At 60.1% G+C, this 13,007-nt stretch carries 12 protein-coding genes; 7 read left to right on the top strand and 5 right to left on the bottom strand.

Translation table 11 applies throughout. The annotated features are described in order from the left end of the window. Positions 1 to 85: 85 nt before the first annotated feature. Complete coding sequence (locus AO353_RS17025) at positions 86 to 2,488, bottom strand: beta-galactosidase (protein ID WP_054596001.1); 2,403 nt, start codon at positions 2,486 to 2,488, stop codon at positions 86 to 88. Between the two features lie 95 nt (positions 2,489 to 2,583). Beyond that, on the bottom strand, positions 2,584 to 4,728 hold the full coding sequence (gene dinG, locus AO353_RS17020) for an ATP-dependent DNA helicase DinG (protein ID WP_019692164.1): 2,145 nt from the start codon (positions 4,726 to 4,728) through the stop codon (positions 2,584 to 2,586). A gap of 99 nt (positions 4,729 to 4,827) precedes the next feature. Here dinG and AO353_RS17015 point away from each other — a divergent pair, with 99 nt between their 5' ends. Beyond that, complete coding sequence (locus tag AO353_RS17015) at positions 4,828 to 5,292, top strand: CopD family protein (protein ID WP_054596000.1); 465 nt, start codon at positions 4,828 to 4,830, stop codon at positions 5,290 to 5,292. Positions 5,293 to 5,479: 187 nt separating this feature from the next. On the opposite strand, the gene AO353_RS17010 is transcribed toward AO353_RS17015, so the two are convergent. Together AO353_RS17010 and AO353_RS17005 are read right to left on the bottom strand one after the other, a co-directional pair. After that, the gene (locus AO353_RS17010; RefSeq protein WP_054595999.1) at positions 5,480 to 6,238 is read right to left on the bottom strand and encodes a hypothetical protein; all 759 of its coding nucleotides are present in this window, start codon (positions 6,236 to 6,238) and stop codon (positions 5,480 to 5,482) included. Beyond that, the gene (locus AO353_RS17005) at positions 6,231 to 6,509 is read right to left on the bottom strand and encodes a DUF1145 domain-containing protein (protein ID WP_054595998.1); all 279 of its coding nucleotides are present in this window, start codon (positions 6,507 to 6,509) and stop codon (positions 6,231 to 6,233) included. Before AO353_RS17005 ends, AO353_RS17010 begins: the two co-directional genes overlap by 8 nt. Positions 6,510 to 6,762: 253 nt before the next feature. On the opposite strand from AO353_RS17005, the gene AO353_RS17000 reads away from it, so the two are divergent. Genes AO353_RS17000 through AO353_RS16985 form a run of 4 tightly spaced genes read left to right on the top strand, consistent with a single transcriptional unit; the run spans position 6,763 to position 8,487 of the window. Beyond that, positions 6,763 to 7,260: a DUF6231 family protein gene (locus AO353_RS17000; protein WP_054595997.1), complete on the top strand. Its 498-nt coding sequence runs from the start codon at positions 6,763 to 6,765 to the stop codon at positions 7,258 to 7,260. A gap of 4 nt (positions 7,261 to 7,264) precedes the next feature. Further along, positions 7,265 to 7,741: a YchJ family protein gene (locus AO353_RS16995; protein WP_054595996.1), complete on the top strand. Its 477-nt coding sequence runs from the start codon at positions 7,265 to 7,267 to the stop codon at positions 7,739 to 7,741. A 45-nt stretch (positions 7,742 to 7,786) separates the two neighbouring features. Then, positions 7,787 to 8,272 carry an LEA type 2 family protein gene (locus AO353_RS16990; RefSeq protein ID WP_054595995.1) on the top strand — a complete coding sequence of 162 codons (486 nt, stop codon included), beginning with the start codon at positions 7,787 to 7,789 and terminating at the stop codon, positions 8,270 to 8,272. A 5-nt stretch (positions 8,273 to 8,277) separates the two neighbouring features. Continuing rightward, entirely contained in the window at positions 8,278 to 8,487 is a 210-nt protein-coding gene (locus tag AO353_RS16985; protein WP_007906737.1) for an SEC-C metal-binding domain-containing protein, read from the top strand. 118 nt (positions 8,488 to 8,605) lie between these two features. Here AO353_RS16985 and AO353_RS16980 read toward each other — a convergent pair whose 3' ends face one another. Beyond that, on the bottom strand, positions 8,606 to 9,163 hold the full coding sequence (locus AO353_RS16980; protein WP_054595994.1) for a cysteine hydrolase family protein: 558 nt from the start codon (positions 9,161 to 9,163) through the stop codon (positions 8,606 to 8,608). A 335-nt stretch (positions 9,164 to 9,498) separates the two neighbouring features. Between AO353_RS16980 and AO353_RS16975 the strand changes: the two genes are divergently transcribed. Together AO353_RS16975 and AO353_RS16970 are read left to right on the top strand one after the other, a co-directional pair. Beyond that, positions 9,499 to 11,949, top strand: a complete 2,451-nt coding sequence (locus tag AO353_RS16975; RefSeq protein WP_054595993.1) for a penicillin acylase family protein — start codon at positions 9,499 to 9,501, stop codon at positions 11,947 to 11,949. Between the two features lie 242 nt (positions 11,950 to 12,191). Beyond that, positions 12,192 to 12,971 (top strand): transporter substrate-binding domain-containing protein, encoded by a 780-nt coding sequence (locus AO353_RS16970; RefSeq protein WP_054595992.1) that lies wholly within the window; start codon positions 12,192 to 12,194, stop codon positions 12,969 to 12,971. The last annotated feature ends 36 nt before the right edge of the window (positions 12,972 to 13,007 follow it).

Raw genomic sequence — 13,007 nt, 5'->3', positions numbered from 1 at the left:
TGAGCGATTTGGGAACAGGGGCGGGCTCGGCGGTTGCCGTAATCGTTAATAGGTCAGCGATCAAAAGATCAAAAGATCGCAGGCTTTAATGACCATTGGCGGAATGCCCACCTGCATGGCCAGCGCCCTGCCCTGCACCCTTGCTGTCGCGGCCTTTCTTCCCAGCTGTGTCTTCATGACCGGCACTGTCGGCTTTATCCGCCGCAGCCTTGGCCTTCTCGGCTTCTTTGCCGAGCTGATCGACGGCCTGCAAGTTGGCCTTGCGCACACTTTCGACAAAGCCCTGGAACGGCAGATCGGTGATCCCGACCAGACCGAAATGGCCGTTTTCACCGTCCAGCAGGCGACCGCTCACCGGTTGATCGAGGTACTGGAACCAATGCACGCCGACAATCGACGGTTCACTCACCGCTTGCTTGACGAAATTGGCGTAGGCCGGCCCACGGTCTTCTTCCTTCGCCAGCTCCGTTACTCCGCCCCAGAACGGACCGCGATCACGCGAACCGAAGTTGAACTCGGTGATCAGCACCGGTTTGTCCAACGCCTGTAGTTTGGCGAAGTCATAACCGTCCTGAGGTTTAAGCGTGTACATGTTGAAGCTCAGGACGTCGCAGTACTGCGCGCAAGACTCGACAGCCTCAGGTGTGCTGGTGGCAAACCGACCACCAAGCAGCAGGTGGTTGGGTGCGTGCCATTTCAGCGAATCGGCGATGGTCTTGAAATAGGTGTCGGCGAAAACTTTCTGGAAATATTTGAAGTCGGCTTCGATTTCCGGGTGTTCCGCACTTGGCAGCGGCGGCACGAACCCCGGGTCTTCCATCAATTCCCAGGCCGGCAAATCAATGCCCCAGGCTTTCGACAAGCCCGCCTGGTTACGGTATTTGTCCCGCAGTTGCTTGAGGAACGCCCGTTTGGCCGGCACGTCGGTGGTCATTTTCAAAGTACCGTACGCCAAGGCATAACGGGCCTTCGGGTCATCGCCGGGACCGGCCCAGGCCAGTTCGTTATCGGCGAAGTAACCGATAAGCCATGGGTCGTCACGGTGATCGCGTGCAGCAATGGCCACGGCACGCTCGGTGGCCATGGCGAAACGCGGGTCGAACGGGTCGGGCATGCCGCCCCACCAGTCGGTGCCGGTGCTGATGCTGGCGTAATCGCCAACGATGGACAGCGGCAAGGTGTACGGCACACGGTCATTCAAGCCCAGCGCCGGGGCGCTCCAGTCGCCGATGGTGTTGAAACCCCAGGCTTGCAGACGGTCGAGTGTATGGCCGGTCCAGCGTTTTTCGTCGAACGTGTGGGAGGTGCACGGGGTTGTGGCGGTGTCGGCCTTGGCTTCTTCGGCTTTGGCTTCATCAGCCTTGGTTTCACTCGTCACCGCACACGGTTGGCCATAAGTGCGCTGCAGGTTGGCACCGTAGAAGTCATACCAGCGACCGGCATTGAACCCACGTCCCTGATCGGCACCATTGCCATTGCGGTTGTCGCCTTCACCGTAATGGCTGGCCAATGGCTCGTCGTTAGCGGGCAACGACTCGAACATGGCTTCGCGCCCGGCGACGTAGGTCTGGCTGGTATCGGCGGTGACTGTATTGACTCCCAGGGAATAGAACGGGTGACCTTCCGGGGTCACCAGATACCAGCGACCGTCACGCTTTTCAGTACGAAAGAAGCCGCTGGCCTTGAACGCCGGGCCTTTGCTCCAGCCACCGAACGTGTCCAGGGACGAGCGTTTACGCTCGGCCAGCCAGGTTTTCAGTTGCTGTTGTTCTTTGTTTGCCGCCGCTTTGAGTTGCTCGTCGCTGGTGACTTTTTCCGGCCATTTCGCTCGCGTGGACTGACCATAAGCGTCCACTAACGAACCGTAGGCGGCCTTGACCACCGACTCGCCGTCCTGCACGCCAAAGCGCTCAAGCATGATGCTCTGGGCGACTTTTGGCTGATCCATCGACAGCGTCACCGACACCACCTGGCTGCGATCCAGTTCACCCGTGCTGCTGGTCAGCAATACGCGCTGGCCTTCGACAGTGATCGGCATCGGCGGCCCGGCTTTCAGGCCCTGGCTCAGTGGCGAACTCGGTGTCAGCGGAACCAGCAAGGTTTGCGCAGGCCCGGCCGGCAAATCGATGCGGCTGACCAAGGTCTTGCCGTCGTTACTCTGGATTTTCACGTAGAGCGTTACAGGCCAGTTCATTGCACTCTGGATACGCAAGCTCATGACACCAGACTGCGACCAGTCCCAGGCGCCGCTTTGCGGAGTCAGACGCAGGTTCGGTTGAGCCGCCGGGTTGAAGGTCACCCGGCGCAGCACTTCACCTTCGGCCGTTTGCTCTGCGTTGGACTGCGGCAGGCTGGCGTCCTGGGTCGCCACCTGGACCACATCGGCGGGCCGGACAAAGTTGAACAGCGTCTGTTGTCCGGCCGGAGCCGCCAGCAGTGGCGCAGCGAACATCAGGGCAAAAACAGCGGGTAACGAACGGCGAATCATATGAACCAGGTTCTCCCTAACGACCAGTGAACGGCCTGTGTGGAATCGGTAGTGGGGGGATAGACAACGAAGTGGGCGATTTCGCCCACCGTGTCTCAAGATATTTCGCGGCGAAACGGCGGCAGCGCGTTGAGGATAGCTTTGCCGTAGCGTTGCGTGACCAGACGCCGGTCAAGCAAAGTGATGGTGCCGCGGTCTTCTTCGGTGCGCAGCAGGCGCCCGCAAGCCTGAACCAGCTTGAGCGAGGCGTCGGGCACCGAGATTTCCATGAACGGATTACCACCTCGGGCTTCAATCCATTCGGCCAGCGCGGCTTCGACCGGATCGTCCGGGACCGAGAACGGGATTTTGGCGATCACCACGTGCTCGCAGTAAGCACCCGGCAAGTCGACACCCTCGGCGAAACTCGCCAGGCCGAACAGCACGCTGGAGTCACCGCCATCGACCCGCGCCTTGTGCTTGTTCAGGGTTTCCTGCTTCGACAGGTTGCCTTGAATGAACACTTGCTTGCGCCAGTCGCGGTCCAGGCCGTCGAACACGTCCTGCATCTGTTTGCGCGAAGAGAACAGCACCAGCGTGCCGCGCGAGCCTTCGACCAGTTCCGGCAGGTCACGAATGATCGCCGCGGTGTGGGCCGCCGCGTCCCGTGGGTCGGCGCGCAGGTCCGGCACCCGCAGCACGCCTGCGTCAGCGTGATGGAACGGGCTCGGCACCACCGCCGTCACGGCCTTTTTCGGCAGACCGGCGCGCATGCGGAAACGGTCGAAGGTGCCCAGTGCGGTCAAGGTGGCCGAGGTCACCAGCGCACCGTAAGCCACATTCCACAGGTTGCGTCGGAGCATTTCCGCCGCCAGGATCGGGCTGGCGTTGACCTCGATATCGAACAGCGAACCGCTTTCGGCCAGGGTCAGCCAGCGCGCCATCGGCGGGTTGTCTTCCGGGTCTTCGGCGGTGAATGCGGTCCACAGCTCCCAGTTGCCCTGGGAACGGGACAGCAGGCTGCCAAACAGCGGATACCATTCTTCGGCCTGATTGCTGGCGATGCCGATATTGACCTCGCCATCCATGCCTTCCTTGAGCAGCTCGGTGAGCCGGGTAAAGACATCAGTCAGGCGCGCGAAGCCTTTCTTCAGCTCGACGCCCATCTCGCGCATATGCTCGGGAATCACCCCGCCGACGAAACGATGACGTGGCCGTTCGCGGCCCTCGACGTCTTCGCCGGGCTTGAATTCGGCAACCTGTTCGCAGGCGGTGAACATGAACTGCTGCTGGGTCTTGATCTCTCGCGCCAGCTCCGGCACTTGTTCGATCAGCTTGCCCAGATCGCCCGGCAACGGGTGCTGGGCCAGCAATTTGGTGAGGTTCTTGGCGGTCGTTTCCAGCCAGTCGGCGGTGGAACGCAAACGCGTGTAATGGGCGAAGTGGCCGATCGCCTTGTCCGGCAGGTGATGGCCTTCGTCGAACACGTAGATGGTGTCGCGCGGGTCGGGCAGGACGGCTCCGCCGCCCAAGGCCAGGTCAGCGAGGACCATGTCGTGGTTGGTGACGATCACGTCCACCTTGCCCATGCCTTCGCGGGCCTTGTAGAAGGCGCACTGACCGAAGTTGGGGCAATGACGGTTGGTGCACTGGCTGTGATCGGTGGTCAGGCGCGCCCAATCCGCATCTTCAAGGGCGGTGGACCAACTGTCGCGGTCGCCGTCCCATTTATTGCCGGCAAGTTTTTCGATCATGCTGGTGAACAGTTTCTGACTGGCTTCATCGACCTCGATCTTGAAGCCTTCTTCTTCGAACAGCTGCGCGGTAGCGGTTTGCGCGTGGCCTTCCTGCAACAACATGTCGAGCTTGGACAGGCACATGTAGCGGCCACGGCCCTTGGCCAGCGCAAAGCTGAAGTTCAGCCCGCTGTTGCGCATCAGGTCCGGCAGGTCCTTGTAGACGATCTGTTCCTGCAGGGCGACGGTGGCGGTAGCGATCACCAGGCGTTTGCCGGCGGCCTTGGCAGTCGGAATCGCCGCCAGGCTGTAGGCCACGGTTTTCCCGGTACCGGTGCCGGCTTCCACCGCGACAATCGCGGGGTCGCCACTGCGCCGGCCTTCGTCGTCGGTGTCGATGTCACCGAGGACCTTGGCAATTTCGGCGATCATCAGGCGCTGGCCGTAACGCGGCTTGAGGCTCTTGGCTTCGAGAAAACGCGAGTAGGCGCCCTGGATCGTGGTTTTGAGTTCTGTGCTGATCATGGATTGTCGGGCGCAAAAAACGCTGGATAAATTTTCAGTGGTTCGGATCGGCGGCTATCATACCCCGCTAATTAATCCCGCGCAGAACGGAGTACCCCAATGACACCTTTCGCCCTCATTTATACCCTGCATGTACTGGCGGCCCTGATCTGGGTCGGCGGCATGTTTTTCGCCTGGATGGTCCTGCGCCCCGCCGCCATGAAGGCACTTGAAGGGCCTGCGCGACTGAAGCTGTGGGTAGAAGTGTTTCAAGGTTTTTTTGTCTGGGTCTGGGTCGCGGTGGTGATCTTGCCGATCAGTGGTGTCGGGCTGATTCATCTGCGCTTCAGCGGTTTTGAAACCGCACCGCGTTACGTGCAGATCATGATGGGGCTGTACCTGGTGATGACCGCGCTGTTTATCCGCATTCAGGCGCTGAATCTGCCGGAATTGCGTAAAGCGGTGCTGGCCGAGGATTGGCCGACGGGTGCGGCGATGCTGGGCAAGATTCGGCGCTTGGTGGGGATCAATCTATTGCTGGGGTTGCTGCTGGTGGCGGTGGCTTCGGCTCGGCCGATGTTCTAGGGATAACGCAAGCCCAGCAGGGCTTTTGTGGCGAGGGGGCTTGCCCCCGTCGGCCGGTCCGCGCTCGGGCGAAGCAGTCGTAAACCAGTCACCGCATGCATTCTGAAGGAACGGGAGCGCTGGTTCTGGGGCCGCTTTGCGACCCAGCGGGGGCAAGCCCCCTCGCCACAGGGGGACTCGCCAATTGTTACAACCGCTGTACCGTCACGGCACCTGCCGCCCCGGCAGGACCTGGCTGACCTTGCGCACCTGCACGACCGCTTTTACCGCCGTCGGCACGGTAGACGAAACACCCCTTGGCCTTTCCGCCTGCGCCGGGCTTGCCACCGGCACCCGCTACGCCGCCGGCGCCACCGTCGACCAGCACCTTGATCTGCTGGGCCGGGTAATCACGCGGTAATTCCACCCGGACCTGCGCACCCGGCGCCCCGGCATGACCATCGCCACCATTGTCACCATCCGCCCCATGCCCGGCCTGGCCCCATGTGCAACCCGGCTCCTGGCCGTTGCCGCCATCAAGCCCCACGTAACCTGGCGCACCGGCGCCGCCACGGGCATCCACCGACAACTCGGGAGCATTCAGCGAGGCAATCCGCAGATTCAGGTTGCGCCCGGCGCGGGCGGCCTTGAGGTAAGTGCCGGGTGCGCCTCGCGAGGTGATCTGGCTGCCACTGGCAAGCTGCGCACGGCTGATATTCAGTTGCAGAGCCTGTTCGCTGGGGACAATGGCGATCCGTGCCTCGCGGCCCAGACGCAACTCGCCAACGCTCAATTCGGTCACGTTCGAGGGGATCAGCAGCGTGCCATTATCGGCGACTTCCAGGCGCTCCAACTGCAAGGTGCTGGCGGTATTGGGCAAACGCAGCAGCGAGTTGGTCTCGACCGTGACCACTTGAGCCATCGCCATCGGGCTGATCAAGGCGGTGAGCAGGCAGAGCTTACGCATGGCGAACCTCCCCGGCGGCAGGAGCTGCAAGGGTTTGCACATGGAAAATACCGACAATGAGGATCTGCCAGCGATCACGCCACGGATGAGCCCGCTCTTTAAGGTTGCGGTTAAAGAGCACCAACTCCACAACATGGGTCATCAGCAACAGACAGCCGATCAGATTGATCATCAAATGAAACGGACCGATCAACGGGCTGATCAGATTGACCAGCACCACCAGCCAGAACAACAGGGTCAACCCCTTCCCCAAGCCCCAAAGCACCTTCATGTACGCCCCCCGCAGATCATTATTCTTTGCACGCACAGTACCGACTTCCGCAACGGATAAGCCAGAGGCCAACGAAAATTCTTCTGAACGGGCGGTTTAGAGCGTCGCATCTGTCGATCAGCGGTCCATCACCCGTTCGACTCCACGGCTTTTCGCCGCGTATTTACGGCGGGCCTCACCATTGCCTGCAAACCACCTCTAGGCCCGCACGTTCGGGCAGGCTAGTCTTCGCACATCTGATTGAGGATCTTCGATGACCACAGGTATTTCTTCGCGCACGCCCCAGCAAGCACTCGCCGCCTTGCTCGACCGTTATGCGCCACAACGTCTGTTGCTGATCGGCGCCAGCGGCTTCCCGGCGCTCGAAGCTTTCAAGCTCGCGCACCCGGATGCCTGCGTCGCGCAAGTCGCGCCCGGCCCTCTGCCACCTGAGCTTGCCGCACAACGCTTCGACCTGGCGCTGGCACTCGACTGCCTTGAGCATCTGCCCAAACGCGATGGCCTGAACCTGCTCGGCGGAATTCGCAATCTCAACGCTAGCCGCATCGCGGTGCTGGCAGACCTGAAAGCCTGCGGCTGGCAAGAAACCGACTTCTTTTCCTTGGCACTGCAGGCCAGCGAACGCTTCCAGCGTGACGAACAGGTCCTGACACTGTTTACCTACGATCTGCTTGACTACAAACAAGTGCCTGACTGGCTCAATTCACGCTTCTGGGCCAATCCGGAAAACTTCGGAAAATACTGGTGGTAACACGATGAGTACGTCCATTTGCCCGTGCGGCAGTGGCACCCTGCTGGATGCCTGCTGCGGCCATTACCACGCCGGCCACCCCGCGCCATGCGCCGAAGCCTTGATGCGTTCGCGCTACAGCGCCTATGTGCTGGGCCTGATCGACTATCTGGTGGCCACCACCCTGCCCGCCCAACAGGCAGGCCTGGATCGTCAGTCGATCAGCGAATGGAGCGCGCAAAGCACCTGGCTTGGCCTTGAGGTGGAAAGCTCCGAGGTCTTCGGCGGCCAGCCCGAACATGCATTCGTCACCTTCACCGCACGCTGGCACGACAGCACCGGCGAGCACAGCCATCGCGAACGCTCATCCTTTGTGCAAAACGCCGGGCGCTGGTACTTCATCGACCCGACTGTACAGCTCAAGGCCGGGCGCAATGATGCATGCCCCTGCGCCAGCGGGCAGAAATTCAAGAAGTGTTGTGCGAGTTATTTCACCGTTTGAGGCGATCTTTTGGGGCTAGACTGGGGGTCAAGGAGAAATACCACTATGACCCATCAGCAGCGCGCCTTACGAATTGTCACCCTGTTCATGTTCCTGAGCCTCGGTGGCTGCGCGTCCTGGTTCGCTGATGACAGCCTCGACCCGCAAGTCCACCTGCTCAAAGTCGAAGTGGTGCGCGCCAAACTCCTTGAGCAGAAATTCATGCTCTACTTTCGCGTCGACAACCCCAACGACTCCGACCTTAGAGTTCGCGGCCTGGTGTACCGGATTCATTTAAGCGATTTCCTGCTGGCCGAAGGCGAGGCCAGCGAATGGTTCACCGTCGACCCGAAAAGCAGCAGCTATTTCCAGGTGCCGATCCGCACCAACCTCTGGCAACACCTGCGCGACGTGGTGAAATTGCTGAAGAAACCCGACCAGCCGATCCCCTATCGCCTGGAAGGAACGCTTCAAACCGGATTATTCATCGGCAATGACGTGCACCTGGCCAATAATGGCGAGATAATTCCCGGCGATTTTATTCCGGAGTAACCTCGATGACCCAGCAACCCCATGTCCATGGCCCTGACTGCAACCACGATCATGACCATCACGACCACCATGATCACGACCATGGCCATGTTCATGGCCCGAACTGCGGCCACGCTCACCAGGAGCCGGTGCGCAACGCGTTGAAAGACGTTGGCCGCAACGACCCTTGCCCATGCGGCAACGGCAAGAAGTTCAAGAAGTGCCACGGCGCTTGATGCGTTAACACAACGCATCCCCCCTGTAGGAGCAAGGCTTGCCCGCGATAGGATCGCCTCGGTATCTGAGGTATTACGCGTCATCGTTCATCGCGGGCAAGCCTTGCTCCCACAGGTTTTAATCAGCCATCAGAATCTCGGCTGTGCGAATCACCGTCGCATACTCCCCGTGCAGATTGCCCAGCGACATGGCGTGCACCTCCTGCGCCGAATGCTTGTTGCCGAAGAAGTCGAACTTGTCGAAGGTGTAGCAGGCGTCTTCCACGACCCAGGTTTCAAACCCCAGATTGCCCGCCGTACGCGCCGTGGACTCGACCGAGTTATGGGTCGCCACGCCGACAATGATCAGTTGCTCGATCCCCGCCTCACGCAAACCCGCTGCAAGCGTCGTCCCGCTGAACGCATCGGGGACCTGTTTCTGGATCACACACTCGCCCGATTGCGGCTCGAACCGTTCCTGAAACTCGACACCCGACTGCTGTGGCCAGAACACCGATTCCGGCGAGCGGGACAAATGCTGCACATGAATCACCGGCCGCGCCATGCGCCGCCATTCCCTCAACAACTCGGCCATCCGCTCCTCGGCGTGGGGGTTATTGCGTGGTCCAAGCCTGGGGTGATGAATGCCTTTTTGCTGATCGATCAGAATAAGCACTGCGTTTGCCTGAAGTTCCATGGCGAGTTATCTCTTGCACGGGTCATTGAATTTTCCACACTTGAGCATTACCTCTTCCTCCAGGCAAGTCATCGTGAACGCCAATCCCCTGAAAACAGCGCAGTCCCCTGTGGCGAGGGAGCTTGCTCCCGCTGGGGCGCGAAGCGGGCCTGAAAATGGGACTGCTACGCAGTCCAGCGGGAGCAAGCTCCCCCACCACAGATACAGCCTCCAGCGTCAAATTCTTTGATTTATCGGACAAACCTTGAAATAAGATCGGCACCCGCTTGCGCGGCCTTCTCCTGCTCACTAACGTAGCGCCTTTATTGCGCCTCTACTCCCGCAGGAGCTTTGCCATGGCCTCGCCAGCCTTTACATCTTTTCTTCCCCGGTTCGGCGTTGCCGCAGCAGTGGCCAGTGTGCTCAGCCTCACCGGTTGCCAGACCTGGAATGCCCAGGACAGCCTGCCACCCACCGCAGGCGTGCAGCCGCTCAAAGGGTTGGCGCAGAACGTTTCAGTGCGGCGCAATGCCATGGGCGTGCCGCTGATCGAAAGCAACACCTTCCACGACGCACTGTTCACCCTCGGCTACGTACACGCCAGTGATCGCATCACCCAGATGGTCACCATGCGCCTGCTGGCCCAGGGTCGCCTGTCGGAGATGTCCGGCGCAGAGATGCTCGACGCTGACCGCTACATGCGCGCAGTCAATCTGAAGAAAAGTGCCGACGAGCTCTACAAGGCCTCCTCTCCGCGCCTGCAACGCTTCTTTGAAGTCTATGCACGCGGGGTCAACGCCTACCTGTTCCGCTATCGCGACAAACTGCCGTCAGACCTGGCCGCCACTGGCTACCAACCTGAATACTGGAAACCGGAAGATTCGGCGCTGATTTTCTGCCTGCTGAATTTCAGCCAGTCAGCCAACCTGCCGCAAGAAATCGCTTCGCTGGTGATGGCGCAAACCGTCACGACAGACAAACTCCCGTGGCTGTTGCCGTCGTATCCGGACGAAAAGCTGCCACTCGCCGAAGCTGAAAAGCTTAAAGGCGTGAAGCTCAACGGCACGGTCCCGGGCCTGAGCGAACTCAGTAAAGCCGGCGACCAGTTGTCCGCATTGAATTTGCTCGGCGCCACGGCGTCGAGCAACTGGGCAATTGCCCCGCAGCGCAGTCGCAGCGGCAAGAGCCTGCTGGCCAGCGACAGCCAATTCCCGATTGGCGTGCCGTCGCTGTGGAACTACGTACAGATCCGTTCGCCGAAGTACCAGGCGGCCGGGGTTTCCGTTGCCGGCCTGCCGATGGTCCTCGCCGGTTTCAACGGTAAAGTGGCGTGGAGCATGACCGCGGTCATGGGCGATAACCAGGACCTGTTCCTTGAAAAGCTCAAGCGTCAAGGCAATGGCCTGAGCTACGAAGTCTCAGGCAAATGGCAACCGGTGACGGTTCGCAACGAAACCTACTTCGTCAAAGGCCAGCGGCCGATTCGCGAAGCCGTGTACGAAACCCGTCACGGCCCGCTGCTCAACAGCGCCCAAGGCAGCGCACTGGGCAATGGTTTCGGTCTGGCGTTGCAGATGCCGAACTTTACCGACGACAAGAGCCTCGATGCCTTCTTCGACTTGTCCCGTGCGCAGAGCGCAGAGAAAGCCTCGGACGCCAGCCGTGAAATCCGCGCTATCGCGCTGAACATGGTATTCGCCGATGCCAGCCACATCGGCTGGCAAGTCACCGGGCGCTTCCCGAACCGCCGCGAAGGTGAAGGCCTGTTGCCATCGCCGGGCTGGGAAGGTCGTTACGACTGGGACGGTTACGCCGACCCGATGCTCCACCCTTATGACCAGGACCCGGCCCAAGGCTGGGTCGGCACCGCCAACCAGCGGGTCATCCCTCATGGTTACGGCATGCAGCTGTCCAACTCCTGGGCCGCGCCCGAGCGTGGCGAGCGCATCGCCGAGCTGGCGGCTGCCGGCAAGCACGACAGCCGCAGCATGATCGCGATGCAGTACGACCAGACCACGCTGTTCGCCGCCAAACTGAAAAAGATGTTTGAAGCCCCGGGCATGTCCCAGCCGCTGAAACAGGCGATCGACGCACTGCCTGCTGCCGAAGCCGGCAAAGCGCGCGAAGCTTACAACCGCTTGATGGCGTTCGACGGCAAGCTCAGCCCGACTTCGGCCGACGCAGCGATCTATGAACTGTTCCTGCAAGAAAGCATGAAGCAGATCTTCCTCGACGAGCTCGGCCCAGAGTCCAGCCCGACGTGGAAAGCCTTCGTCGCCAACGGCAAATTGTCCTACTCGGCCCAGGCCGACCATTTGCTGGGCCGCGAAGACAGCCCGTTCTGGGATGACCTGCGCACGCAGCAAAAAGAAGACAAACCGACCATTCTCGCCCGTAGCCTGGCCGCGGCCATTACCGCCGGCGAGAGTCAGATGGGCGCCGACCACAAAGCCTGGCAGTGGGGCAAACTGCACCACTACGAATGGAAAAACAGCCGAGGCCAGACCGTGCGTGGCGCCATGTCAGCCGGAGGTGACCACACCACATTGAATGCTGCCGCGTACACGTGGGGGCAGGATTTCAACGTGACGCGGGTGCCGGCGATGCGTTTCATTGTCGACTTCGGCCAGGCCGAACCGCTGATGGGTCAGAGCGGCACCGGCCAATCCGGTAACCCGGCCAGCCCGAACTATATCGACAGCATCGACCCGTGGCTCAAAGGCCAATACATGAGCTTGCCGATGCAACCGCAGAACTTCGACAAGGTATATGGCAAAACGCGGCTGACCCTGGTGCCAGGCAAGTAACACGTAGAGCGATCAGTGACGAGGGAGCTTGCTTCCTCGCCACCGATCGCTCTACTTTGGTGCGGCAATTTGTTCACGCCCGTTTTTGGGCACGATTCCTCTCCAGACGTGTCTTGAATCATCTTTTAAAACGCTTGTTCGGGACTCTGGTTCGGAAATTGCTACTTTCATAAGGTCTTACGCTTTCCAGTAACAATAATTTCGCGCCACAAGCGCTCAAATTGGTTCTTAGGGATTTAATAATGAAAAAAGCATTGCTGACCCTTTCTGCACTGGCGTTGTGCATGGCCGCTGGTTCCGCACTGGCCAAGGAATATAAAGAACTGCGTTTTGGCGTTGACCCTTCCTACGCTCCGTTCGAGTCCAAAGCGGCCGACGGCAGCCTGGTGGGCTTCGACATTGATCTGGGCAACGCGATCTGCGCCGAGCTGAAGGTCAAGTGCAAATGGGTCGAAAGCGATTTCGACGGCATGATTCCAGGCCTCAAGGCCAATAAATTCGACGGTGTGATCTCTTCGATGACCGTCACCGAAGCCCGCGAAAAAGTCATCGACTTCTCCAGCGAACTGTTCTCCGGCCCTACCGCACTGGTCTACAAGAAAGGCTCCGGCATTTCTGACGTGGCTTCGCTCAAGGGTAAAAAGGTCGGCTACGAGCAAGGCACCATCCAGGAAGCCTACGCCAAGGCCGTACTGGACAAGGCTGGCGTGACCACTCAGGCCTACGCCAACCAGGATCAGGTCTACGCCGACCTGACTTCCGGTCGTCTGGACGCCTCGATCCAGGACATGCTGCAAGCCGAACTGGGCTTCTTGAAGTCGCCACAAGGCGCTGCTTATGAAGTCAGCAAGCCGGTCAACGATCCTTTGCTGCCAGCCAAAACAGCTGTCGGTATCTCGAAAGGTAACAAAGAGCTCAAAGCCCTTCTCGATAAAGGTATCAAAGCGTTACACGATGATGGCACCTACGCGACCATTCAAAAGAAACACTTCGGTGATCTGAATCTGTACAGCGGCAAATAATGCCCGGCGCCCATCCTCGTGATGGGCGCTTTTTTC

This window comes from Pseudomonas fluorescens (assembly GCF_001307155.1).
GTDB classification, from domain to species: Bacteria; Pseudomonadota; Gammaproteobacteria; order Pseudomonadales; family Pseudomonadaceae; genus Aquipseudomonas; species Aquipseudomonas helvetica.
The sequence above is the reverse complement of the archived record's forward strand: the minus strand, read 5'-3'. Positions and strand labels throughout refer to the sequence as shown.

What these genes read in the sequence shown, in the direction of transcription:
- AO353_RS17005 (WP_054595998.1), bottom strand. Translation starts at nt 6,509, where the DNA reads ATGAAGGTGCTTTGGGGCTTGGGGAAGGGGTTGACCCTGTTGTTCTGG.
- AO353_RS16980 (WP_054595994.1), bottom strand. Translation starts at nt 9,163, where the DNA reads ATGGAACTTCAGGCAAACGCAGTGCTTATTCTGATCGATCAGCAAAAA.
- AO353_RS17000 (WP_054595997.1), top strand. Translation starts at nt 6,763, where the DNA reads ATGACCACAGGTATTTCTTCGCGCACGCCCCAGCAAGCACTCGCCGCC.
- AO353_RS17010 (WP_054595999.1), bottom strand. Translation starts at nt 6,238, where the DNA reads ATGCGTAAGCTCTGCCTGCTCACCGCCTTGATCAGCCCGATGGCGATG.
- AO353_RS16990 (WP_054595995.1), top strand. Translation starts at nt 7,787, where the DNA reads ATGACCCATCAGCAGCGCGCCTTACGAATTGTCACCCTGTTCATGTTC.
- AO353_RS16995 (WP_054595996.1), top strand. Translation starts at nt 7,265, where the DNA reads ATGAGTACGTCCATTTGCCCGTGCGGCAGTGGCACCCTGCTGGATGCC.
- dinG (WP_019692164.1), bottom strand. Translation starts at nt 4,728, where the DNA reads ATGATCAGCACAGAACTCAAAACCACGATCCAGGGCGCCTACTCGCGT.
- AO353_RS16970 (WP_054595992.1), top strand. Translation starts at nt 12,192, where the DNA reads ATGAAAAAAGCATTGCTGACCCTTTCTGCACTGGCGTTGTGCATGGCC.
- AO353_RS17025 (WP_054596001.1), bottom strand. Translation starts at nt 2,488, where the DNA reads ATGATTCGCCGTTCGTTACCCGCTGTTTTTGCCCTGATGTTCGCTGCG.
- AO353_RS16985 (WP_007906737.1), top strand. Translation starts at nt 8,278, where the DNA reads ATGACCCAGCAACCCCATGTCCATGGCCCTGACTGCAACCACGATCAT.
- AO353_RS16975 (WP_054595993.1), top strand. Translation starts at nt 9,499, where the DNA reads ATGGCCTCGCCAGCCTTTACATCTTTTCTTCCCCGGTTCGGCGTTGCC.
- AO353_RS17015 (WP_054596000.1), top strand. Translation starts at nt 4,828, where the DNA reads ATGACACCTTTCGCCCTCATTTATACCCTGCATGTACTGGCGGCCCTG.